The 25,565-nt window shown below is 51.2% G+C and carries 17 protein-coding genes; 10 read left to right on the top strand and 7 right to left on the bottom strand.

What is annotated here, in order from left to right:
- Positions 1 to 53 precede the first annotated feature (53 nt).
- Entirely contained in the window at positions 54 to 1,511 is a 1,458-nt protein-coding gene (locus tag BW941_RS09225; protein WP_245820079.1) for an alkaline phosphatase, read from the top strand.
- A gap of 6 nt (positions 1,512 to 1,517) precedes the next feature.
- Here the strand turns inward: BW941_RS09225 and ppnN are convergent, their stop codons facing one another.
- The 3 genes from ppnN to BW941_RS09210 form a co-directional block, all read right to left on the bottom strand.
- The gene (ppnN, locus tag BW941_RS09220; protein ID WP_076515434.1) at positions 1,518 to 2,879 is read right to left on the bottom strand and encodes a nucleotide 5'-monophosphate nucleosidase PpnN; all 1,362 of its coding nucleotides are present in this window, start codon (positions 2,877 to 2,879) and stop codon (positions 1,518 to 1,520) included.
- 33 nt (positions 2,880 to 2,912) lie between these two features.
- Complete coding sequence (locus BW941_RS09215) at positions 2,913 to 3,509, bottom strand: CBS domain-containing protein (protein ID WP_076515432.1); 597 nt, start codon at positions 3,507 to 3,509, stop codon at positions 2,913 to 2,915.
- 69 nt (positions 3,510 to 3,578) lie between these two features.
- Complete coding sequence (locus tag BW941_RS09210; RefSeq protein WP_076515430.1) at positions 3,579 to 4,349, bottom strand: hypothetical protein; 771 nt, start codon at positions 4,347 to 4,349, stop codon at positions 3,579 to 3,581.
- A 111-nt stretch (positions 4,350 to 4,460) separates the two neighbouring features.
- Between BW941_RS09210 and purU the strand changes: the two genes are divergently transcribed.
- Entirely contained in the window at positions 4,461 to 5,312 is an 852-nt protein-coding gene (gene purU / locus BW941_RS09205; protein ID WP_076515754.1) for a formyltetrahydrofolate deformylase, read from the top strand.
- A 423-nt stretch (positions 5,313 to 5,735) separates the two neighbouring features.
- Here purU and BW941_RS09200 read toward each other — a convergent pair whose 3' ends face one another.
- Positions 5,736 to 6,926: a thiolase family protein gene (locus BW941_RS09200; protein WP_068439179.1), complete on the bottom strand. Its 1,191-nt coding sequence runs from the start codon at positions 6,924 to 6,926 to the stop codon at positions 5,736 to 5,738.
- A gap of 280 nt (positions 6,927 to 7,206) precedes the next feature.
- Here BW941_RS09200 and BW941_RS09195 point away from each other — a divergent pair, with 280 nt between their 5' ends.
- From BW941_RS09195 to BW941_RS09175, 5 genes are all read left to right on the top strand, one after another.
- A complete protein-coding gene (locus BW941_RS09195) occupies positions 7,207 to 10,086 on the top strand; it encodes a hypothetical protein (RefSeq protein WP_076515428.1) in 2,880 nt (959 codons plus the stop codon).
- Between the two features lie 19 nt (positions 10,087 to 10,105).
- Positions 10,106 to 11,998 carry a DUF1302 domain-containing protein gene (locus BW941_RS09190; protein WP_076515426.1) on the top strand — a complete coding sequence of 631 codons (1,893 nt, stop codon included), beginning with the start codon at positions 10,106 to 10,108 and terminating at the stop codon, positions 11,996 to 11,998.
- A gap of 32 nt (positions 11,999 to 12,030) precedes the next feature.
- A complete protein-coding gene (locus BW941_RS09185) occupies positions 12,031 to 13,392 on the top strand; it encodes a DUF1329 domain-containing protein (RefSeq protein WP_076515424.1) in 1,362 nt (453 codons plus the stop codon).
- Between the two features lie 535 nt (positions 13,393 to 13,927).
- Positions 13,928 to 14,584: a phage tail protein gene (locus BW941_RS09180; protein WP_076515422.1), complete on the top strand. Its 657-nt coding sequence runs from the start codon at positions 13,928 to 13,930 to the stop codon at positions 14,582 to 14,584.
- Between the two features lie 31 nt (positions 14,585 to 14,615).
- Positions 14,616 to 20,729, top strand: a complete 6,114-nt coding sequence (locus tag BW941_RS09175) for a putative Ig domain-containing protein (RefSeq protein WP_076515420.1) — start codon at positions 14,616 to 14,618, stop codon at positions 20,727 to 20,729.
- Between the two features lie 140 nt (positions 20,730 to 20,869).
- Here the strand turns inward: BW941_RS09175 and BW941_RS09170 are convergent, their stop codons facing one another.
- The 3 genes from BW941_RS09170 to BW941_RS09160 are packed head-to-tail and all read right to left on the bottom strand — an operon-like array spanning position 20,870 to position 23,144.
- Complete coding sequence (locus tag BW941_RS09170) at positions 20,870 to 21,373, bottom strand: outer membrane beta-barrel protein (RefSeq protein ID WP_076515418.1); 504 nt, start codon at positions 21,371 to 21,373, stop codon at positions 20,870 to 20,872.
- A 10-nt stretch (positions 21,374 to 21,383) separates the two neighbouring features.
- Positions 21,384 to 22,358 carry a serine/threonine protein kinase gene (locus BW941_RS09165; protein WP_076515416.1) on the bottom strand — a complete coding sequence of 325 codons (975 nt, stop codon included), beginning with the start codon at positions 22,356 to 22,358 and terminating at the stop codon, positions 21,384 to 21,386.
- Between the two features lie 54 nt (positions 22,359 to 22,412).
- A complete protein-coding gene (locus BW941_RS09160) occupies positions 22,413 to 23,144 on the bottom strand; it encodes a ComFC family protein (RefSeq protein ID WP_076515414.1) in 732 nt (243 codons plus the stop codon).
- A 39-nt stretch (positions 23,145 to 23,183) separates the two neighbouring features.
- Here BW941_RS09160 and bioB point away from each other — a divergent pair, with 39 nt between their 5' ends.
- The 3 genes from bioB (at position 23,184) to BW941_RS09145 (ending at position 25,394) form a co-directional block, all read left to right on the top strand.
- Entirely contained in the window at positions 23,184 to 24,236 is a 1,053-nt protein-coding gene (gene bioB, locus BW941_RS09155) for a biotin synthase BioB (protein ID WP_139325806.1), read from the top strand.
- A gap of 103 nt (positions 24,237 to 24,339) precedes the next feature.
- Complete coding sequence (locus BW941_RS09150) at positions 24,340 to 24,591, top strand: flagellar basal body rod C-terminal domain-containing protein (RefSeq protein ID WP_076515412.1); 252 nt, start codon at positions 24,340 to 24,342, stop codon at positions 24,589 to 24,591.
- Positions 24,592 to 24,608: 17 nt separating this feature from the next.
- Positions 24,609 to 25,394 carry a putative metalloprotease CJM1_0395 family protein gene (locus tag BW941_RS09145; protein WP_076515410.1) on the top strand — a complete coding sequence of 262 codons (786 nt, stop codon included), beginning with the start codon at positions 24,609 to 24,611 and terminating at the stop codon, positions 25,392 to 25,394.
- Positions 25,395 to 25,565: the final 171 nt, after the last annotated feature.

Raw genomic sequence — 25,565 nt, 5'->3', positions numbered from 1 at the left:
CTCATAACACCTGGTTTGAAAATGGTTCTGCGCGTGTCTCGGAGCGTCAGTCTATGCTCAACTTGCCATCGGGTAACGCCAAAAACGTGATCTTGTTTGTTGGTGACGGCATGGGCATATCAACAGTGACTGCGGCCCGTATTTACGCAGGACAGCAACAGGATATGAGTGGCGAAGAGAATCTGCTTAGTTTTGAGAAGTTTCCTTTTACCGGCTTAAGTAAAACCTACAACGTTGATGCCCAGACGCCCGATTCGGCTGGAACCATGACCGCCATGATGTCTGGCGTTAAGACGGACGCCGGTATCATTGGCCTTGCGGAAAGTGCAGAGCGTGGTCTTTGTCACCGCGCAGAAGATGAAGTCCCCTCGGCTCTGCTTCTCGCCGAGTTAGCTGGTAAGAAAACCGGGATTGTCACCACCGCCCGCCTGACCCATGCCACCCCGGCAGCTACTTACGCGTACTCTTCTGAACGCAACTGGGAAGATATTTCTGACATGCCAGTGGCCGCTATTGAAGCGGGTTGTGAAGACATAGCGTCTCAGTTCTTGAGTTTCAGGCAGCGAACACAGCAGGACTTTGGTGTTGATATTGATGGCATTGAGGTCGCTTTTGGTGGCGGTCGCCGACACTTTTTGCCGGGCGATGCCGGAGCGAATACCGCCGACGCCAGAAGTACAACGGAAGGCGACCGTACCGATGGCCGTAACCTGATGGATGAATGGCAGTCGCAGAACCCAGATGGGCATCTGGTGATTGATGAGCAAGGATTTACGAAGGTGACTAGCACTCCTGTACTGGGCTTGTTTGAAGAAGCGCATATGCGATTTGAAGCAGATCGCCTCCAGGACACGTTAGGGGAGCCATCACTTAGCCAGATGACAGAAAAAGCGATTCAGTTACTGTCTGGCAGTGACGAGGGGTTCTTTCTGATGGTGGAATCCGGTCGTATTGACCATGCGCACCACGCTGGAAACGCATTTAATGCGCTCAATGAGACGCGGGAGTTTTCTGATGCTGTTGCTCTCGCCGAGTCTATGACTTCTCCGGAAGATACTTTGATTATCGTTACTGCTGATCACAGTCATGTATTTACCATTGCAGGGTATCCTAAGCGGGGTAATCCTATTCTTGGTAAAGTCGTTGCGCCCGGTGAGACAGAACCCACTATGGCCAGTGATGGCCTTCCGTATACCACGCTGGGTTATATGAACGGTCGCGGACATCATCACCTGGGTGGTGAAACAGACGCCGAACTTGTATACGAAGAGCCAATTAGTGCAGGACGTAAAGATATTACCGGTATGAATACGGAGGCCGCTGGTTATCATCAGGAGGCTCTGATTCCGCGTGATTCAGAAACGCATGGCGGTGAAGATGTGGCGATTTACGCAACAGGCCCGGGGGCTCCGCTGGTGTCTGGCGTGAACGAGCAGAACGTCATTTTCCATGTCATGGATCGTGCTGCCAACCTATCCGGAAAGGCAGCAGCACGCCTCAGTGCAAAATAATTACCTTCAGGATTTTACGATCCGGTAGCACGGATCATATTTTCCACTGATTTTCATTCGGCCATGGTCAACCATGGCTCGCAGTAAGCGGTCCATACCGTCGAGAATATCTGCGTCGCCGTGAATTTCATAAGGCCCATGCTTACGCACCAGCTTAACGCCATCGGCCTTCACGTTACCGGCCACGATACCTGAAAATGCTCTGCGCAGATCTGCGGCCAGCTCATGGAACGGAGCATCGTGCGTTAAACGAAGGGTTTTCATGTTGGCGTGGGTCGGTTCAAAAGGCACCTGAAAATCATGATCGATTTTTAAGGTCCAGTTGAAAAAGTAGGCGTCGTTGTTATCACGGCGATACTGTCGAACCGCTTCCATACCGGCTTTCATTTTTCTTGCAACCGTCACCGGATCGTTAATCACCAGTTCATAACGCGCCTGAGCTTCTTTTCCGAGCGTATCGCCGATGAAGCGATTAATGTCTTCGAGATATGCCCGGGTTTCTTCTGGGCCGGTAATTATCAGAGGGAAGGGAATATCCTTATTTGCCGGGTGCGACAAAACACCGAGGATATACAAGATCTCTTCGGCGGTACCCGGGCCACCAGGGAAAATAATAATTCCGTGCGCCATGCGAACGAAGGCTTCCAGCCTCTTTTCGATATCCGGCAGGATCACCAACTCGTTGACGATTGGGTTGGGTGATTCGGCAGCAATAATACCGGGCTCGGTAATACCGATGTAGCGACCGTTTCGGATATGCTGCTTAGCATGGCCAATGGTTGCGCCTTTCATCGGTCCTTTCATGGCACCTGGACCACAGCCCGTACCGATATCAAGGCCTCGAAGCCCCAGTTCATAGCCGACTTCCTTGGTGTATTGATATTCGTTAGGCGGAATGGAATGCCCACCCCAACAGACGACTAGTTTAGGTTCTACGTCTGGCTGTAGCAGGTTTGCATTGCGCAGAATATGGAATACCGCATTGGTAATATCTTCGCTTTTATCCAAATCAAAACGATGGGCTTTCAGGATATTTTCTTCCGCATAGAGGATGTCCCGCAGTACAGAAAAAAGCTGCTCGCGTACACCCCGGATAATTTCATCATCAACAAATGCACCGCTTGGCGCACCGCTGAGTTGCAATACAATGCCGCGCTCTTCCTGCTCAACAGTGATATTGAAGTTCTTGTAGCTCTCTTCCAGCCGGGTGTAGTCATCCTCCAGGCTTCCGGCAGAGAGGACTGCGAATGAGCAGCGACGGAGCAGCTCGTGAGCCCCGCTGCTGACATCTTTAAGCTGTTGAATTTCATACTGCGAAAGCACGCGTAGATGTGTCTTCGGGTGAATTAACTCATATTGTTTAGCCAAAATAATTCTCCTTAATGCCCACCTGAGGGCATATCAGGCCCACAATTCCAGCGGACCATATTCACTGAGCAGGTGCAGCAAATCGCTGCGGGTGATGATACCTGTCAGTTGTTCTTTGTTATTAAGCACTAGGAGGGCACCGATGTGATATTCCGTAAGTAGTCTTGCTGTCTGTCGTATGTCGGTGCTCTCTGCTGTGCAATAGACTGGTCTGGCGGCAACCGTCATGACGGAGTCATGTTCTACAGAGCGTTGCTCGGCCAGTGCTCTTAATATGCGCCGGTCTGAAACTAACGCCTGAAGATTATCGTGTTCGTCGATGACCGGCAGATGATGAATGTCGTGCTCCCGCATGAGCTGGTAGGCATCCCGGATTGTTGTTTCCTGGCGAATGGTAATGACATTGCGGGTCATGATGTCGGCGGCGAAGGCAACTGTCTGTGGAGCATGCTCCTGACGTTCGGTGGTACCTTCTGGGGAGTAAATCAGATCGTCGGATGATGGCGTCTGATCAGGCTCGTTTTCGATATTGGAAACCGCAGCAGGCCGCTCTACCGGCGACACGCGTCGGCGTGGGCTGTTTACGGGCGTTTCTACTCTGCGCCCCATGTCGAAAACAATTAAACCCATCGGCTACTTTTTCTGGCTGCTGAGCGTTAAGTATAGCGCGTCCGACGGCTAAAACCTCTTACGCAGCTCTCAGATGTGATGAGCAACCTCATCAAGACGTCCAAGAATACCGTCGGCATAGCGCATCACCAGAAACGGAACAAGGCGCGCATTGGTATCGGTTGCCGCTGTTTCGATAAACAGCCACTGGCTATGAATCTTGCTGAGCTGGCGCTGAGCTTCACTTGCCGTGACGCGGCTCTTCATATCGGCAATACCGCGCTCAAACTGCTGGCATAGTACCCGAATGTCGACGTTATCAATGGTCAGGGGAGCTCCCATAGAGGACGCCGCACGTTCAATGTAACGTTCAACCACTTCAAGGAGCAGGTTTTTCTGCTGACGCTGCCAGACAGTGAGTTCTGACAGAGTGAGCTCATTTTCTGCCAGTATCTGGTCAGAAAGTAATTCTAATTCCTGCAACATAGCTCGCTGCGCTTTGCGCATCAGAGTGACGACTTGCAGTTCAGGGTAATTGCTTTCGCGGATTTCAGCGATGTTCTCATCGAGCAGGCTGTTAAATTCGTCCCAGTGGGTCTGGATGCCTTGAGTTCTCGCAGGAAAGTTAGCTCCAAGATCCTCGAGTAGAAGACTTTTCTGATGACTGACTTCTTCGCGATGGCGCAGTACTTCCTCGACAAGTTGAGGATTTCCCTCATCTGCCTGGACGTGGTAGTACTTTAGAAGCAAAATCTTAACACTGGTACTCAGCTTAAAAACGCTAAGCTCTTCTGCCAGCGTTGATGCATGCGCAGGCAAGCTGAAAAAAAGGCTGAGTAAGAGTGTCCTTAGGAGTAACATAGATCCGTCTCTGTTTTAGTTCTGAACAGTCATTAGAGCGTCAAAGAGTTGACCATGAAAGGCCTCTGGATGCAAGCTGGTGGCTATCGTTATTGAGTGATGTATCACATTATGGAAAGAGTATTCAGGCTGACCATCTCCTGTCCTGACAGGGTCGGCATCGTGGCTAAAGTTGGCCAGTTTTTTTCGGGGCACGGTGGCTGGATTGTTCAGGCAAACCACTATTCAGACCCGGTTAGCGGACGCTTTTTTATGCGTCATTGTATCCGCGCGGATTCCTTGCCGTTTGACGCTGATGGGCTGAAGGCAGCTTTTGCGCCAATTGCCGACGAATTCGAGATGGACTGGCAGCTCAGCGACAGTGGTTCACCTAAGAAGGTCATCCTGATGGCGAGTAAGCAGAGCCACTGCCTGGTTGATCTTCTGCACCGCTGGCACAGTGGGGAGCTTGAGTGTGATATCCCTTGCGTGATTTCCAATCACGATGACCTGCGTTCATTGGTTGAGTGGCACGGAATTCCGTACTTCCATGTGCCCGTCGACAAAGACAACAAGGCCGAACACTTCCGCCGGGTGACAGCGATTGTCGAAGAACACAAGGCCGATACCATCGTACTTGCGCGCTACATGCAGATTCTGCCGCCAGAAATCTGTGAGCAATACGTTGGGCAAGTGATCAATATTCATCACAGCTTCCTGCCATCGTTTGTAGGGGCCAAGCCATATCACCAGGCCGCAGAACGCGGTGTGAAACTGATCGGTGCTACCTGCCACTATGTGACCCAGGAGCTGGATGCCGGGCCTATCATTGATCAGGACGTAATCCGCATCAGTCATAACGATACGGTCGAAGACATGGTGCGTTTAGGCAAAGACGTTGAGAAGTCAGTGCTGGCGAGAGGGGTGCGGAGTCATTTGGAAGATAGAGTTTTGCTCCACGGTAATAAGACCATCGTCTTCTGAGCCTGCCTGCATCGTCATAGCTTTGTTAAACATCGGCCAAAGAATACTCACTTAGCAATAGTAAGCTCCGTTTCTTTGGCCGATGTTTGCCGCGCTATGACTTCTTCGGCGACGGCTCAGTTATGGAGCTAACTGCGTTGTCACAGCGTTGTTAAAAACCTTCTCGAAATGCTCATTTACTAAAGTAAACTCCGCTTTCTCGAAGATTTTTGCCTTGCTGCGACGGCCTCGCTGACGCTTTAATTCGCTAAGTAAGCTCCGTTTCTTTGGCCGATGCTTGCCTCGCTATGACTTCTTCGGCGACGGCTCAGTTATGGAGCTAACTGCGTTGTCACAGCAGTGTTAAAACCTTCTCGAAATGCGCTGATTTAACAGGCAATAAAAAAGCCGGCATTAAGCCGGCTTCTTTCGTTAGCGCTGCAATCAGATCATTTCGATTGCAACGGCAACTGCTTCACCACCACCGATACACAGAGCAGCAATACCTTTCTTGCCACCCGTGTTTTTCAGGGCGTTCATCAGGGTCACTATCAGACGTGAGCCAGTTGAGCCAACCGGGTGGCCCTGTGCGCAGGCACCACCGTAGATGTTTACTTTCTCAGCATCCAGTCCGAACGCGTCGATAGGCATCATAGCGACCATGGCGAAAGCTTCGTTGATTTCCCACAGGTCAACGTCGTCTTTGTTCCAGCCGGTTTTTGCCAACAGGGTTTCGATAGCACCACAAGGTGCGGCCGTGAACTCAGAAGGGTGCTGAGAGTGAGTGCTGTGCGCCACGATACGGGCAACCGGCGTCAGACCTTTTTCAGCGGCAACGGATTCGCGTGCCAGTACCAGGGCCGAAGCGCCATCAGAGATAGATGAAGCGTTAGCAGCTGTGATAGTGCCGTCTTTAGCAAATGCCGGGCGCAGAGACGGGATCTTCTCGATGTTGGCGTTGAATGGTTGCTCGTCCTGTTCAACGACAGTCTCACCACGGCGGCTCTTTACAGTAACCGGTACGATTTCAGCGGTGTTCAGACCTTTCTCAATCGCGTCTTTAGCACGGTTCAGAGAGCGGATCGCGTATTCATCCATCTGCTCGCGGGTGTATTCCTTCTTATCTGACATGTCCTGAGCGAAGGCGCCCATCAGTTTGCCAGTCTCTGCATCTTCAAGACCATCGAAGAACATGTGGTCTTTGGCCTGATCGCCGTGGCCCATGCGATAGCCACCGCGCGCATTTTCCAGGATGTAAGGGGCTTTTGACATGGACTCCATGCCGCCGGATACCGCGATATCAACAGAACCGGCTTTGATTGCATCATGAGCCATCATGGTGGCTTTCATGCCAGAGCCACAAAGTTTGTTGATGGTGGTGGCGCCTGTGTTGTCTGGCAGACCTGCCTTGCGCATCGCCTGACGGGCAGGACCCTGACGCAGACCAGCAGACAGTACGTTACCCATGATAACTTCCTGAACATCCGCTGGTTGCAGGCCAGAGCGCTTCACTGCTTCTTCAATTGCGATAGCACCAAGCTCGGGTGCAGAGACTGAACTGAGGCTGCCCATAAAGCCGCCCATTGGGGTACGGGCACCAGCAACAATTACAACGGAATCCTGATTGGACGACATAGGGATCTCCTGTTCGGGAATGAGGGTTGGTTTAAAAGGCCGCCTATTCTATGACAAAGGGGTGTGTAAATCCTATCCCCCCGGTTTGGTAGGTTGGCGGATCTGGACTATGGTTGATTACGATCAGATACAAAATGCCCCGGTTTAAGGAGGCGAATCATACTTTCGAGTGATGAGGGTATGAGTCGACGGGATTATAGTCAGGTGATTGCTGATATCCGCAAGGGATGTGTGTACCAGCGCATCTGAATAACCATAACAACACATTACAGGTACATGTATGGTGAAGAAGACTTTACTCAGTCTGGCCATCGCAGCCACAGCCGCAGGTCTTGCGGGCTGTAATACTGGCGGTGATTATAAAGTTGATACCGGGGCAGTGACTGCCGGTTCTGATGGGAGCACTCCATCGCGGATTACTCCGATTTTTTCTGCCGCAAACTCCCAATTACCACTGAATACCGATCTGGTTTTTGCTTCAGCTTCGGCAACTGATGGCACCGCGGCCACCGCAGATACGACGCCGCCCGTAACTACCGCACTGAATGATCTGCCTGGCTTCTCTACAACGGCTACTTTCTACATTCCTTTTAACGGCCTGCTTGACGCGGATACCGTAGTTGCTGGGCAAAGTGTTTTCCTTATCGCGCTGAAGAACAGTGATGACAATGCAAATATTGATGCGCTGGATATTCAGACGATTCTTGCGAACACTGCTTACGCGGATACACCTTCTTCCCCATTCTCGGACGATCAGCCGGTAGCGGGTACTGACTACATGGCACGCTATGTTGAGCTCGGTGATGGCTCAACACCTTCTGTGGCTATTACGCCCATGACGCCGCTCAGTGCTAAGACCAAGTACCTCGTAGTACTTACCGACGGAATCCAGTCCGTTTCAGGAAAGGCGGTCGCAACCTCTGCCGAATATGAACTGGTGAGTGGGAATCTGGGGCTTCCGTCACCGGCGTTGCAGCCAGTTCGTGACGCAGTTCAGGGTTGGGAAACACTGTCTGGACAGTTTCTTGAGGCTGCATCCGGCGGTACTCTCTCTAAGGACAATATTGTTCTCAACTATGCATTTACTACCGACGGTTCTTTAGACGTCCTTACGTCCTATGCAAATCCTGCCCAGTTCATCGCGGCCAATCTCACACTCGAAGCTGCAGAAGATCTGACGGATGAATTCGCTGGTGGGCAGCTTGAAGATATCGTCGCGCGTAAAATAGCGACTGGAGGCTCAAGTGATCCCTCGACGCTAAATGCCGTTACTGATGAGCAGATTGCTGGGGTGAAGGCTCTCGCTATCTATCCAGGTCAGGTATATGGGGCTATAGCCTCTGCCGATATCAGTAGTTTAATTGGGGCTGAATCAGCAATCACGCTGAACGAACTTGTTGATCGTCCTGAAGCGCGAAGCGTTGCTATTCTCGATGGCGCCACTGTCGACGGCGCGATTCAATCTGCGACGAGCTATACCGGTGGCGCTTCCCCGGATTTCTTTATCGGTGATAAGGATCTGAGCGGCGATACCGTGACGCGCTACTATCAGGGTCAGATTGAACTTCCTGATTTCCTCGGTGATGTTACTTTAACTACCGAGTTGACTGCATCCGGTATCAGTGCCGCGATGGCAGCTGATCCTGACTGGTCTGCTAATACTACGGTTGGTGCGGTGCTCGACGGAGCGCTGGGTAACGAAGCGGGCACAACGCCTCCTAAAGATGACGATGAGTCGACCAACGTAACCTATCGCTATCCGTTTCCTGAACCTCAGGAAAATAACAATATAGCGCCGCTGCTGGTAACAATGCCTGATCAGGTGGACTATTCGGCGGGGGGCTCTGTTCCAGGTACCCAGGACTGCTCTGGTCTTACTTCTGTACCAGTTGTTATATACGTGCATGGTATTACCGGTAGCCGCGGTAATGCGGTACCTTACTCTGCAGGACTTGCTGCCAACTGTATTGCTACTGTCGCAATTGATTTGCCGTTGCATGGTGTTGCTCCGATCACCAGCGATAGTAATGGTGACCCGATAGCTAACCAGCTGCTACCTCTTAATATGGAATACGCGCTCGCCGCTGATACTCAATCGCCTTGGGCGGGTGTGATCGCGGCTCAAGTCGGAGGAGGGAGTAATACCTTTGCCAATATCGAAGAACGCCACGGGAACGTTTACCAGAACAGTGTAAACGCTCGAGTCGCCATGGAATTCGGTGCAGAGGATGCGGGGACCTCAGGTTCAACGTTCATCAATCTTTCGAATTTCACCCGTACTCGTGACAACCTCAGACAGGCGGTCGTAGACCTGCTTAACCTGAATGCCAGTATCGGCAACGTCAGTGATGCTGTTGTTGCAGCAGGTGCTGCTTTAGAGCTCGACGAGACTAAGGTGTTTGTAGCTGGACACTCTCTGGGTGCAATTGTTGCAACGACTTTTGCCGCAGTGAATAACTCACCGGCAGTCCTCGCCGCAAACACCAACCTGAACGAAGTTCAGGGTGTAATTCTTGCGAATGGTGGTGCGAACCTGACCAAGCTTCTTGAGAACTCACCATCTTTTGGTCCAGTTGTTGTGGGAGGCCTCGCTGCTTCTGGTGTGACTCAGGGTACTGAGAACTTCGAAAAGTTCATGTACGTATTCCAGTCTGCAGTAGATGTTGCTGACCCAGCCAATTCTGGAAGCATACTTGCTGCAACGGACACGCCTGTCGTTGCATTTAACATGGTGGGCGGTAATGCGCTGCCGGGCGACGCTTCGGGCATCTCATACCCGGATGGCTTCAAAGCCGCTGGCGTCTACTTACCTGATCATACCGTTCCTAACAGTGATTACTTCGCTGATTCAGGCACCAACCCATATGCTGCGTTCGCTTCTGCACTTGGATTACCTGCTGGTATCGATACCGCCTTTGCTCCTCTGGCTGGTACTCAAGGCTTGACTTCTGTGCTGGATACCGAAGCTGTAACAAGCACTACCACTGTTGGTGATCTGGCGTCACCTTTGCGTGCAGAGGTACGTTTTGCGTCCGGCACTCATAGTACGTTTGCAAACTCTGACGATAGTGCAGTGTTCCTTGAAATGCTCGGTCAGTCAGTGAGTCTGATTCTTGGTAGTTACACCGTTACTAACACTGCCGTTTTAGAAAGCAATTGAGTTGCGGAGAATAAAAATCATGAATAAAGCAATTTATCAGATGTTTAAAAAGACTCCGCTGGCTCTGGCCATGGCGGGAGTAGTCACGTCAGCTCAAGCAATTGAGTACAACGTTGGCGAGTTGAATATTCAACTGGCAAACACAGTATCGTACGGTATTGGCTGGCGTGTAGAAGAACGTGATCGTGGCCAGATTATGGTAGGCAACGGCTCTGCTATTGATGAAACCACTTACGGTGCGTCATACAACTACGATGACGGTACGTTGAATTACGATCAGGGAGACATTTATACAAATGTCTTCAAGTGGAGCGGTGATCTCGAAATGAGCTACCGCAATTACGGTGGTTTCTTCCGTGCCCGCGCTTACTATGATCATGCGATCATGGATCAGGACACTGAGTTCAAACAGTTGAACGAAGAAACTGAAAATGCCGCCGGTCGTGGTGCAGAGCTGCTGGATGCTTTCGTCTGGGCAGACTATGACATCAACTATGTACCAGTGACTTTCCGCCTTGGTCGCCAGGTTCTTAGCTGGGGTGAAAGTACCTTCATTCAGGGTGGTATCAACAGCGTTAATCCCGTGGATGCTTCAGCATTCCGTAAGCCGGGTGCTGAACTGAAAGAGGGTTTGCTGCCGGTCAACATGTTCTATACCTCAATTGGTCTGACAGGTGAAATCACTCTGGAAGCTTTCTATCAGCTGGAGTGGGATCACACGCGTAGTGACCCGTGCGGTACTTTCTTCTCAACGGTTGACTTTGTCGCCGATGGCTGTGGACCAGTTATTCTGGGTGGTGCGTCGGATGAACTCGCAATCCTTGCTTTACGTGACCTTGAGATCGAAAGTGGGATTCCTCTGGCCAATCGAGCTGCGCCGGTAACGGAGCGGATTGAAGACGAAGAGCCGAGCGATAGCGGTCAATACGGTATGGCTGTTCGTTGGTATTCAGAAGCGTTGGGTGACACCGAATTCGGTTTCTACTACATGAACATTCATAGCCGCCTTCCATACATCAATGGTGTGATCACCAACCAGGACCGCCTTGGTGTTCTGACGGGCACACCCAATATGGAAGTAAATGCTGATGCGACGTACAACACCTATCGTCCGCTGTATCAGATCGCTTACCCAGAAGACATCAAGATTGCTGGCATCTCGTTTGCGCGTAGTACTGCAAGTGGCGCGTCCATCTCAGGTGAAATCAGCTACAAGCCGGATATGCCAGTTCAGTGGAACGCATTTGAGCTGATTCTGGCGGGTAACGGTGCTCCGTGGAGCCGCCTGTATCAGCAACGTGCTGAAGAAGCAGGTAATGCTTCTGACCTCTACGGTGAAGTTGGTAAGGGCTATGACGAGTTCGACATCTGGCAGGCACAGTCGACCTATATCATGTTCTTTGATCGTGTATTAGGTGCTGACCGTCTAGCGCTTGTTGGTGAAATCGGTGCGACCTATATCCCTGACCTTCCGGACACTGATGATGCCCGTTATGGTCGCTCAGGTGCCTACGGTATTGGTAATAACGATGGAGTCTATGCTCCTGGCGGAGAAACTAACTACTGTATCGATGGTGGTACTTCAGCGAACGTTAACCCGGATTACTGTACCGACGATGGCTACACCACCAAGCTGTCAGGTGGTATCCGTCTTCGTTCTGGCCTGACGTATAACAATGCTTTCGCGGGTGTGAATATGACCCCTAATCTGTCGATTGCTTACGACAAAGGTTATGGCCCAGAGCCGGGTTCACAGTTTATCGATGATCGTCTGACTGTTGGTCTGGGTGTGTCATTCCTTTATCTGAACCAGACATCCGTTGACGTGTCCTACACTAACTTCTCGGGTGGCAAATATAACCAGCTGAAAGACCGCGACAATATCAGTCTTTCTGCTAAATATTCATTCTGAGCAGTTGAACAAGTTACACAGAGGTTCCGAATATGTTGAAGAAACAATTTAAAACCTGGGGAGCGGCTGCGGCCCTCTCCATGCTGATGGGTTCTGCTCACGCGGGTGTGAGTGCTGATAAGGCCGCCAAACTGGGTACGGAATTGACTCCAGTCGGTGCTGTAAAAGAAGCTCAGGGCAATATCCCTGCGTGGACGGGTGGTCTGGCTGTTGATGCAGCGAGCGTCGACAAGAACGGTCGTCTTGGTAATCCGTTCGCTGGTGACAAGCCTGAATTTGTGATTACCGCAGCGAATTATAAGGACTATGCGGCGAATCTGACCGACGGTCAGAAGGCCATGTTCGAGAAGTACCCCGACACCTACAAAATGCCGGTTTACAAGACCGTTCGTTCGGCTGCTTATCCGCAGGACGTATACGACGAGACCAAGAAGAATGCTGTAAATACCTCACTGCTGAACGACGGTAACGGTATCGCCAACTTTACTTTTGGCGTGCCTTTTCCATTCCCTCAGACAGGTGTTGAGGTTATCTGGAACCACATCACCCGCTATCGCGGTGGGTCGGTCAGCCGTATCATCGGTCAGGTAACCCCTCAGGTGAACGGTGATTACACGGTGGTTCGTTTTAAAGACGAATTCACCTTCCGTAATAATCTGGTCGATTTCCAGGCAGATAAAGACGATAACGTTCTCTTCTACTTCAAGCAGGATGTTCTTTCTCCAGCCCGTCTGGCGGGTAACGTTCTGTTGGTTCACGAAACACTGGACCAGGTGAAAGAGCCGCGTAAGGCGTGGGTCTACAACGCTGGTCAGCGTCGCGTACGTCGTGCGCCTCAGGTAGCTTACGACGGTCCGGGTACTGCGTCTGATGGTCTGCGTACTGCAGATAACTTCGATATGTTCAACGGCTCGCCAGATCGCTATGAGTGGAAGCTGGATGGCCAATTTGAAATGTACATCCCGTACAACTCATATCAGTTGAAAGACACCAGCCTGAAGTATGACGATATCGTTAAACCCGGTCACATCAACCAGGATCTGACTCGTTACGAACTGCACCGTGTGTGGAAAGTAACAGCGACTCTGAAAGATGGTCAGCGTCATGTATACGCTAAGCGTGTCTTCTATATCGATGAAGATACCTGGCAGGCGACTGAAATCGATCATTACGACGGCCGTGGCGAACTGTGGCGTGTGGCTGAATCACACAACATGTACTACTTCGATCGCAAGGTTCCTTGGTATGCCATCGAAACTCTGTACGATCTGAACTCGGGACGTTACCTGGCGTTGGGCCTGGATAATGAAGAAGAGTCAGGTTACCAGTACGAGTTTGAACGTACCTACTCTGACTACACGCCAGCTGCGCTTCGTCGTGGCGGTGTTCGCTGATACTCAGACTGCGAAACTGACAGGGAGAGTTATCTCCCTGATTTAAGAGAGCTCCTCATCCATTTAGGGTGGAGAGCTTTTTTTTATTCCTCATATCTCTCTGCTGCTCTTTCATTCTTTCCATCCTTTTGGCTGATATTTAACTCATTCTCCCACCACTATCCTGAAACCTATTAATATCGCACGGGCGTAGTTGTTTGTGATGGGTGGCGTTAATTGTCCGTCTTGGTAATCTTAATGATCCGCATCGGTAGGTGTAGTTCTGGCCTGTAGATGGGTGTATTACCCACGAAACGGGCATGCTTCGAATTCAATGAGTGTGTTTAATTGGGACAAGCATCTGATTGATCGTTTTTTGTCTACTCAATGTAACGTTTTGTATGTAAAATATACAGAATGACCGTTCTCTATAAATATGACGTTCCAAAAAAATGTCAGCTCAGGACAGTCACTGATGATGACGAGGCACCCATCGGTGCGTCGCGAAAACTATTAACAAGGCTGTTAACGCGGCGCTTCTGAATCCAGGTGTCTTATGAAAAAGCAATTCTCTAAACTACTTTGCAGTTCTATCCTTACCTCATCGCTGATCGGCGGTGTTTCTGCAACCCATGTTCAGGCAGCCGCAGACCCTCTTCTTGGTGAAGTGATGTGGTTTGCTGGTAACTTCTGCCCGCGTGGTTGGGCCAGTGCTGACGGCCAGTTGCTGGCGATTAACCAGAATCAGGCACTCTTCTCTCTTTTGGGTACCACCTACGGTGGTGATGGCATAACCACGTTTGGTTTGCCTGACCTTCGCGGGCGTGTTGCAGTCAATGCGGGACAAGGACCTGGTCTGAGTAACTACAGGCAGGGCCAGAAAGTAGGGCAGGAGTTCACTACCCAGGTGCCTGCCCACTCGCACTCTTTGGGTAATGGAGTAACAGCAACGCTCAACGCGAACGGAAGCACAGCGTCTCTCGAAAATAACGTAGCTTCCCCGTCGGGGAATATGCTGGCAAACGGTCAGCGAGCGGCTACCTACGGCCCACAACCTACTGAGCCGGCTGACAGCGTTGCATTGCATTCGTCTTCTGTTTCCGTAACAGGGAATACTCAGTCTGCCGGTCAGACGAATGTTGATATTCGTCAGCCAACACTGGCATTGAAAGCCTGTATCGCACTTCAGGGTGTTTTCCCTTCACGCTCTTGATCTCTGACTCATTGCTATACAGGTAGTTACCATGTTTAGAATTCTGCGTTCTGTGTTTTGCAGTGCGTTGCTGGCGATGATGACGTTATCGTTATCCGCGTTTGCAGCCACTGAAGATTTTTCGACGGCGACCTGGGGGAACCATGAAGACCTGGGCACGTCCGTCACTATTAATGACCTGACGGTGGAAGTACCGACAGGTGCCAGTATGAAGGGGGTGACGAGCCCAGCGGCCATTCAGGTTGGTTACGATCCCACCCGCGTTGCAACGTCGGTCAGTATTACTCCTTCAGTAACACGCGATAAATTTAATCTCTCTTCCATTACTCTGACTGACCTTTTCCAGATGCCTGTTCCTGGCGTCAAACTGACTGGCCTGTCTTCCGGTCAGCAGGTAGCTGAAATAACAGCGCCATCTCTCTGGACAGAGGGTACTGGTGCAACAACCCTGGCGTTGACAGGTTTCGACAACATCGATGAGCTGAAAATTACCAGCGATGTCGCAGATGAAAATACGAGTGATATTTTCTTTTTTATCGAATCCTTGAATTATCAGTTAATTGTATTTCCTCCGGCGCTGGGTGTTATCCTTGATGCTGCAGGTGACACCTCGAATACGATTTCGGCAGCACAATTAAATGCTGTGGACGGTGTGTCTGGTGCGCTGGAAGCGAACACGCAATATTATCGTGACGCGATTGCTGCCCGGACCGGACAGGATCTGGATACAGCTGCTGAAGTTCAGGCTATGGTGGACGATATTAACAGTAGTGTAGCCTCCAGCCCTGTTCCTGATATCCCTGCTGCTGAAACTGTGATTGAAGGCGATGACCTGTCGATTGCTTTAAAAGCGAGCGACGCAAACAACGATCCTCTCACATTCAGTCTTGAAACGGGGTCACCGACCTGGCTGTCAGTGGAAAATTTTTCAAGTTACACCAAAACCCTGTCGGCGGCGGGTGCTTACGAAGAAGCCCCGGCTAATGCATCAGAGCTGGCTTCTGTCCGCGGTATTGCCAGGGACAATGCGGGTAACACATACGTAGCGGTTACCGACTTCAGTGCAGGCTTCAATGGTGCTGTCGCGAAAATAGCGACAGATGGCAGTATATCAACCATGGCGGGTTCCTCTTTCTTCAACCCCAGCATTACAACAGACTTTGAGTACATATATTCGGTGGCCGTGGATGATGACGGAAATGTCTACGCTGCTGATGTTTCACTGAAAAAAGTATTCAAAATCTCTGGGAATACCGTTACTGAATTTCTAACAAACGTTAATTCTAAAGGGATAGTATTTGCCAATGATGGTTACTTATACATATCGAATTCAGACCAGGTATTAAAAGTTAACACTGCAGGTGTGATCGAGCAGACCTTCTCCAATATTACTGACCCATACGGACTGGATGTTGATAGTAGCGGCAATATTTATGTTGCCAGTGAAAGTATGCGAGTTGTCTACAAGGTGACAGCCGCCGGTGACGTCAGTGTCTATGCCGGTACCGAAGGAGTTCGTGGTGCGGATGATGGTATTCCCGGGACATTCCGTTCTCCAACGGACGTTGCAATTGACCACAATACAGGTGAGCTATACGTCGCTGATGCGAGTAACCACCTTATTCGGAAAGTAGCAACTGATGGTACCGTCAGTACCATTGCTGGTGCGACTCGCGCGTCTGGCACGGACGATGGATTAAAAGCGAAGTTCAGTAATCCTGCAGGCCTGGTGATGAACGCTTCTGGTGATTTAATTATCACTGATAAGAATAGCGGGCGTATTCGTTATTTACGCCTGAAGGAGAATCCTGGTCTGAAAGGCATTGCACCTGACCCTGCTGGTCAGGCCAGAATTGAGCCTTTCAGAGTCTACATTAAAATTGCAGACGGTTTCGGTAACAGGATTATTCATCAGATGACTCTGAGTGTTGCTGATGCGGAGCTGACTGCGATTATGAATGTCGCCGGCGACGCTAATAATCGGGTGACAGACGTGCAGCTCAATGCCGTCGATGGGGTCAGTGGTGCAGTACCTGAGAATATCAGTAAATATCGCACTGCGCTTGGCTCTCTGACTTCTGCAGATGTAGACACTCCTGAAGAAATTCAGGCTCTGGTCGACAGCGCTAATTCAGTTCCTGTATTCACGACCGTCGCCTCTGCAACGGCGATAGAAAACCAGGCATTCAGTTTCACCTTTACCGCCACCGACAGCGCCGGTGATGCACTTAGCTACACCATTAAAGATGGAGTGCCGGGTTGGCTGACTTTCAACGCCGGTACTATTTCAGGTACGCCGCCAGACTTTGTTGTCGGTGTTGTGAATCTGACTGCGGTTGTCAGTGATGCCTTTGGTAATTCCGTCGAGCAGGAATTTTCCCTGACTGTTCTGGATGCAGAAATTTACGAAATAGCGAGCGCTGCGGGTGCTACTAATTCAGTGACCGCAGATATGCTGAATGCCATCGCAGGTATCAGTAATGCTGTGGCTGCGAATAACAGCAAATATCAGAGTGTGATTGCGGATCTTACTTATAACGATCTGGACAGCGTGGCTGAAATTCAGGCCATGGTGAACAGCGTCAACTCTGTACCGCAATTTACTTCTCCGGTAAGTGCGGTAGCGATTGAAGGTGAGTCGTTCAGCCTGACATTTACCGCGACTGACAGCACTAATGACCCGTTGACTTTCAGTATACCGGGCGGTGTACCGGGTTGGCTTATATTCAACTCAGGGACTCTGACTGGTACACCTGCTGACTCTGTTGTGGGTACGCTGAACCTGACAGTGGTTGTCAGTGATGGCTTCGGTAACAACGTTGAGCAGGCATTAGTGATTGATGTCCGTGATGCGCAGATTAATACCGTTGCATCAGCCGCTGGAAATACCAACACTATTACCGCGGCCGAACTGAATGCGATCGCTGGTATCAGCAATGCGATTGCGGCAAATGATGTGAAATATCAGGCCGCGATTGCAGCGCGCTCGTATGAAGACCTGGATACGGTGACTGAAATTCAGGCGCTGATTAACAGTGTTAATTCTGTCCCGGTATTTACATCTGACGCGAGTGCGATGGCGATTGAAGGGGGAGCGTTTAGTTTCAACCTGGTTGCGACGGACACTGCGGGTGATGCGCTTACCTATTCAGTTAAACCGGGAACCGGCTGGCCTTCATGGATGACACTGTCATCGACAGGCGCCTTAACAGGGACACCGCTCGATGAGGACGTCGGTGCGAATATCATCAATGTGCGTGTCTCGGACGGTTTTGGTAATAACGCCGATCAGGTATTTACCGTGACCGTATTGGATGCTGAGATCTATGCAGTTTCCAGTGCTGCGGGTTCTGCTAATGACATCACCTCCGACGACCTGAATGCCGTTGCTGGTATCGACAATGCCCTCGCTGAAAATAACGCTAAGTATCAAGCGGTTATTCAGTCAATGACATCGGACCAACTCGACAGCGTTGAAGAAATTCAGGCCATGGTGAACAGCGTTAACTCTGTACCTGAGTTCCAGTCTTCCGACCACTTAACTGTTAATACCGGAAGTGTGGGTGGAATACCGGTTCTGACCTCCGATGCTGCGGGCGATGACGTTACCGTCACTTTTAAGCCGTACAGTGCAGTACCGTCATGGATTCGTCTTGAGGAACCTGGAATTCCTGATGGGCCGGGCATGCCGATACCTGCAAGTACGTCTGGGACTGTGTCTGCTACGGATGTACCGTCACCACTGCCGGAGCCGATTATCCTGGCGCCTCTGTTCCTGGTCGCAGAGCCAGCGGCGGGGGATTATGGCAGCTATACCGTCACCCTGACGGCCAGTGATGACTTTGGTAACGCAGCGGATCAGATCGTGACGGTTATTGCGAATGCGCCGGGTCAGCTGAATATTGCTGGCGAAGTGGCAGTAGCTCAGACGCTGACACCGAGCCTGTACGACAACAATGGCATTGATGGTGAGATTACATACCAGTGGTTGTCGGCAGGTAACGAAGTGGCAATCACAGAGAGCTATGTGGTTCAGGCGTCAGATCTTGGCAATCAGATCACGCTGCGCGTTAGCTATACCGATAACGACGGCACCGCGGAAAATCTGGAAGTTGTTTCTGATGTTGTCATCAGTGCTGAAGAAAACGCTTTCGATAATATTACTGATCAAGTAGGGGGCTCACGCCAGCCTGCCGATATTGATGATTATCTGAGTGTCGGTATTGGTAGTATCGATGAAGAAGCACTTGAACGTATCCTTCCGATTCTGAATTACGCCGTACGAAATCAGGCGGATGCAGAAGACGTCGATACAGCTGAAGAAATCGAAGCACTGATTGCCACCATTATGGAAGGCCAGGACGATGACTGCGATGGTCTGCCAAATCTCCTCGAAGGTGTGCTTGATACGGATGGCGACGGTGTGGCTGATCGCAGCGACTTCGATGCAGATAACGACGGTATTCGCGATAACCTCGAATACGGCACCCTGATGGGCGAAGTATCGGAGGATGACTCCGCGTGTGCTCTGAGCGGTGACAGCGACCGTGATGGCGTTATGGACTTCTTTGATGTGTCTCCATTCGGAGATGATAAGTCCATCGGTTCTGCCGCGATATTTATCGGTCTGCCACTTGAGGCCGTAGTCGATGAAAATCTCGACGGTGTTCGCGATGATCGTGATAGCAAAGAAGAGTTTATCGAAGCCCTTAACCTGCTTATTGATGGTGACGAGGCAGGGACAGTAGAAGTTGCCGTAGCGAGACCAATCGCATCCTATGATGTGAAAGCAGACGCTGATGGCGACGGCCTGATTAATTCACTGGATCTTGATGCCGATAATGACGGTGTAATTGATCTCGTTGAAGCCGGGTTAAGTGACAGTGATGCAAACGGTCTGTTGGATGAGGGTGTCGATATCATCGATGTCGCCGAGGACCTTGTGGATACTGATGCTGACGGCACGCCAGACTTCCTGCAGCTTAAGAGCGATGGCGTTACCTTTGATCTGGTGAAGGCGGGTATCCGTGCAGCGCTGGATGCAGACAACGATGGTCGTCTCGATAGTAATACCGATGTCGATCTTGATGGCCTGATGGATGTGGTTGATAACGCGATCGGGTTCTTTGGCTCAGTTGAAGACTTCGATGGTGACGGTATTCCGAACCATCTGGATGAAGACGATGACGGCGACGGCATTCCGGACCGTGATGAGAACAACCAGTATCAGTTCTTCACCGGTGAGGACGCCGATGGTGATGGCATTGATGACGGTATCGACGCGCTTATTAATGGTGTTATTCAAGGGCTGGATAGCAACAATAACGGTGTTCTGGACGACCGCGAACTCGCCGACCTCGATTCAGATGGTATTGCTGATTACCTGGACGTCGACGCTGATGGCGATGGAATACGGGATGACATCGATGACCTGATCGCGCTGGTTGTAGATGAGGGGCCGTCACAGGCTCCGGATCTCGACGCTGATGGTGACGGCGTACCAGACAGTGAAGATGTTTCTATCAATGATGGCCCGGATGTTAAGCAGGGTGGTGCAATGGGGCAGGCGTTTTATGCTCTGATTCTGGCAGTACTCGCGTTCACACAGCGAACCCGACGGACGTTTCGTAAGCTCGCACTGATCTGTGGTTTTGCACTGGCATGGGTAGCACCTGCCAGTGCTCTGGACCTCAGCCTTGATGGTGGCGTCGGCTTCAGTCGTTTTGATCCGGATCTACAGATAGAACCGACCCAGAGCGATACCATTGATGCCGGTGTTTCTATTGGAGCAGGGGTTCATTTCACCGGGGAATTTGCACTGACGGTATCGTATTTTGATTTGGGCGATGCCCAGGTAAATACTGCCCGTGTCTCTTATCAGGCGACGTCAGCAGCGCTGCAGTATCGTCCGGTATTCTTGCGTACCGGGCAGTGGGGGTTGCAGGCAGAGGTGATGGGCAGTGACATTGACCTTTCTTCAGAACGAGGCCTTCAGGTCGATAGCTCGGATGAGCTGACCGTTGGTTTTGGCCTGGGCGCCGATTATGAAGTCACTGAGCGTGAACGGGTGGAGTTGATGTTTCACCGGTTAGCCAGTGATGTTGATTACTTCAGCGTTAATTATCGGGTGTTTTTCGCGTTGTAATCTGCGTTAAAGTTAATCCACTTTATGCATAAAAATGCCCGGCACTGAGTTTTATTTCAGGCCGGGCATTTTTATTTATGCTGACTCAGATTATTAATCAGGTCACTAGTCAGGTTCAGGTCAATAGTCAGCTATGGAGTTTAGAAATGAAACAAGGCGCCAACCTGATAAACGGATGACGCATCTTTATTAATAAATTCTGCACGAAGGCCGACCTGTTCGTTCACTTTAAATCCGGCACCCGCGCCGAGAAAGATACCGTCGTCGTCACCCAGGTCCAGGCCACCGCGACCAATAACGCTTAAGCGTGGGTCAATTTCCGGCAGGTACTTTTCTGCAACCGCAGCGACCCAGACACCATTGATATCCTCGTCACCGTTACCATTGCTGTTGTAAAAATCGCCCGTGTCACTGTATCCGAACTCAACTGCTGTCATCAGGTCGGCAACCGAATTGTCGAACTTATACCCACCAAACAGCGAGTAGCCATTGGCATCTAATTCATCACCGCCGAAAGGTGAATCAATGACGTTGTGATTAACGGCACCGCCGAGATAAAGCGCATTGCGCAGATTATTTTCCTCCGCAGAAACGGTCGTAATAGTTGCGGCAGAAATGGCGGTAGCGATCAGGTACTTTTTCATAACATCCTCTTTAAAATACAGGTAATGCCAATGGCTCTTCTTGCAGTGCGGACAGTTGCTCACGCAGTGCCAGTAAATGCTCTGACCAGTAGCGGTGTGATGCAAACCAAGGGAATGCCACCGGAAATGCCGGGTCGTCCCAGCGCTGGCTCAGCCAGGCGGCATGTCGAACAATTCGTCGTGTACACAGTGTTTCTATCAGAGGGAGTTCCTCTGCAGGAAATCTGCGAAACATGCTGTAGCCTTCTGCTATGACCATGATTTGTTGGCGATGTTCCTCACGACTGCCACTGAGTAACATCCAGATATCCTGCATTGCAGGACCTTGAGCGCAGTCATCGAAGTCGACCAGGTAAAGATCTTCATCCCGGATAATCAGATTACCTGTGTGCATGTCACCATGCAGACGAATCAGTGAATGATTCGACAGATTGATCTGATCTGTATGTGCGCAGATGTCTCTGATAAGTGACGTGTACGCCGCATGATAATCCTCAGGCATTAAACCGCTGGCAAGTACGGCATCTGCTGCTGCGGAAATATCTTCACTGCCATTGATATGCGGCCGGTGAATAAACGGTGTGGTCTCACCAATGTTATGCAGGCGAGCAAGCCAACGTCCAATCAGTTCCAGGTCGTCGTCATTACTCAGTTCGGGAGCGTGACCGCCGCGGCGAGGAAAAAGTGCAAAACGGAAACCGCCATAGGTGAATAAAGTTTCGTTATTTATCTCTACCGGAGCAATAACGGGCACATCTTCTGCGGCCAGCGAAAGCAGAAACTGGTGCTCCTCACGGATGCTCTCATCAGTCCAGCGAGCCGGGCGATAGAACTTGGCGATTAAAGGTTGTTCATCTTCAATGCCTACCTGAAATACACGGTTTTCATAGCTGTTTAATGCCATTACGCGGGCATCGCAGAGGTATCCGAGCGATTCTATGGCGTCCATGACCAGGTCGTGGCTTAAGTCGGCGTAGGCGTGCATAACTGAATCCGGAACATGAGTGTGGTGGACATTATGCCTGAAGGTGAACTGGGTTTATCGGGTTTTCGGCGTTCTGGCAAAACACCATGCGCCGACCTTCTGCGCACTGGATTCTTTCAGAAGTGCTGCTGCGGTGTGAAGCGTGCTGCCGGTGGTCATAACATCATCAACGATCAGGATGTGTTTACCGGTCAGGTCGAGGTTGGTCTCGATGCTCATATCGGTCTGACTGCTGGCTCGCTCTCTGGCGGAACGTCCACGTTGCTCCTGATGTTTGGTTTTCTTCAGAAGAGGGTGGAATGCAAGGCCCAGGTCATCCGCGACTGCCCGGGCCAATTCCTCACTCAGATTAAAACCGCGCCAGAATCGCCGCCGGTGGCTGGTGGGGATGCAGGTGACGATATCTGGGTGGTTTTCAGGCTGGTCATCAAAGGCAGGGCGTGCCATCAGCATGAGCGTCTGTATCCGGCTGATTTGCCGGGTATCGCGTTTGTCCTTACAGCGATGCAGCCAGTGAGGAAGCGGGTGCTCATAACTGAGTGAGCAATAGCTGTAGTCGTAAGCTGGTGGCGTTCGCTGGCAGCGACCGCACAACCCCTCCGTCGAAACACTTTCGCTGCACTGCGGGCAGGCGAGCCCCATGTAGGGTAAGCGGTTCAGGCATTCCTCGCAGATTCCGGTGCTGCTGCCATCGGGTTCGAGGCAGAGCTCACACTCGAAGAGTTGATTAAAAAACGTACTGAGGTTACCCCGGATTTTCATCAGGGTTGACCAGTTATGCCTCATCTTTATCATCCGTGATACTGACACCAAACTGAGGGTACCATGATGAGCACTGTTCGCCACGACTGGACTGTTGAAGAAGTCGAGCAGCTACTGAATACGCCGTTTAACGATCTGCTTTTTCAGGCTCAGACCGTGCATCGTGAGTATCATGACCCGAACGCCGTACAGGTAAGTACCTTACTGTCTATTAAGACGGGTGCATGCCCGGAAGATTGTGCGTACTGCCCTCAGAGTGCCCGCTACGACACCGGCCTGGAGCGTGAACGCCTGATGGAAGTTGAGGCGGTTATCGAGAAGGCCAAGGCGGCTAAGGCCGCGGGTTCGGATCGTTTTTGTATGGGCGCGGCGTGGCGCTCGCCGCGCGACAAAGATATGCCTTACGTACTCGCTATGGTTAAGGGTGTAAAAGAGTTGGGCCTCGAAACCTGCATGACGCTCGGCATGCTGGATGATAAGAAGGCGGATGCCCTCGCCGAAGCGGGCCTCGATTACTACAACCACAATCTTGATACGTCGCCAGAGTTTTATGGTGAAATTATCACTACGCGCACGTACTCAGATCGCCTGAATACTCTGGCCAATGTGCGTAACGCCGGCATGAAAGTATGCTCCGGTGGCATTCTGGGTATGGGCGAGTCCCATAAAGACCGTGCGGGTCTACTGGCTCAGTTGGCTAATCTCCCGGTACATCCTGATTCAGTACCGATTAACCAGTTGGTGAAAGTGGCAGGCACGCCGCTTGAGACTCAGGGCGACCTTGATCCTCTGGATTTCATCCGCACCATCGCTGCGGCCCGCATTATGATGCCAGCGTCTCATGTTCGTCTGAGTGCTGGGCGAGAGGAAATGTCGGAAGAAATGCAGGCAATGTGCTTCTTTGCCGGGGCTAACTCCATTTTCTATGGTGAGTGCTTACTGACGACTCCTAACCCGGCTGCTAACAAGGACCAGGACCTGTTCCGTAAACTGGGAATCAACTCAGAGCATCGGGTTACCAAGGCCCCGCAGGAACTTGACGAGATATTGGCGCAACCTGAGCAGAATGCCGATCTTTTTTATGACGCTTCTCAGCAGTCAGCACAAACTCACTGATTTATATAAAAAATCAGTCTAAACGCCATCCTATCCGGGATGGCGTTTTTGTTTCTGCTTTGATTAAATAATGATCAGGAACATTTGTTCAGCAGAGGTCGTTATGAATATAGGATCAACAGCAGGTTCGACGTTCGCCACCGCAGCATATGGTGTCAGTCAGGGAACCGATCAGGTTGCTAAGGCTGCTCAGACCGTCGTTGAAACTACAACCGAGCGTCCCGTTGAGGGGACCGGAGATCTTGCGTCTGCGATGACAGACATGAAGCAGGGTCAGCAGGCTACTGACGCGAACGCGAAAGTACTGCAGGCAGCCGACCGTCAGCTGGGTTCTCTGATCGATACGCAGGCGTAATCCCCTGAGGGCGTTATATGCAGATAGCGTCAGGTGTACTCTTCACCGCTCCTGAGCCCGCTTATTCTTCGCGGGCTGAGAGAAGCCCCCCAAATACCAACATAGGCACTGATGCAACGACAGACGTCGGTGCCGACTCCCCGGTAAATGCCGCTCCCGAAGCGGGGAAGACCGTTGATGGCGCCTCTTCATCCGTTCGCCAGCCTGACGCTGACATGCGTAAGCAGCAGGAGGATGCTGACCTCGTACGGCAACTACAGAGCCGGGATATTGAAGTTCGGAACCATGAAAGAGCCCATCAGGCAATTGGTGGGCAGCTGGCGAGTGCACCGACGTACAGTTTTACCAAAGGCCCTGATGGTCAGCGGTATGCGGTATCGGGGGAAGTCAGTATTGATGTCTCGGACGTGCCGGGAGATCCCTCCGCGACTTACGAGAAGATGGCGCGTGTCCGGCGGGCAGCGCTGGCACCTGCGGAACCATCTGCTCAGGACCGTCAGGTCGCTGCCATGGCGGCACAGAAAATGGCCGAAGCTCAGGCCGATATTGCTCAGCAGCAACGCGAAGACCTGAGCGCAGAAGCAGAATCGAGAGATCAGAAGCGCGATGACATGCGTGCAGAGATCGAAGCGGCGCGACAGGCTCAGTCAGGCTCCGATGAAGACGAAGACGAGGGTTTCGTCTCCGTCGCTGAGCGCTTCGCTGAATACAACGCCAGACTTCGTCAGATCAACGAAACATTGCTGCGCATAAGCTCTCCGAGCCTTCCAACCTCCGGGACTCTCTTCGACGAAGAAGCCTGATTGGCTTAATCGGTCATAACCCTTTCTTTTCAATTTCTATGCGATCAATCCCCGATGTTGCGTTCCTCTCAGGCTTGACAATTCCATTGTGCGAACGTATGTTTCAAACACTTGTTTGAATCTGGATTGTATATCCTGATCGAAATTGCGTCCTGCCAGGCTTTTGGTCTG

Source organism: Thalassolituus maritimus, from assembly GCF_900156675.1.
GTDB lineage: Bacteria > Pseudomonadota > Gammaproteobacteria > Pseudomonadales > Oceanobacteraceae > Thalassolituus > Thalassolituus maritimus.
This window is presented reverse-complemented; position numbering and strand designations above follow the sequence as displayed.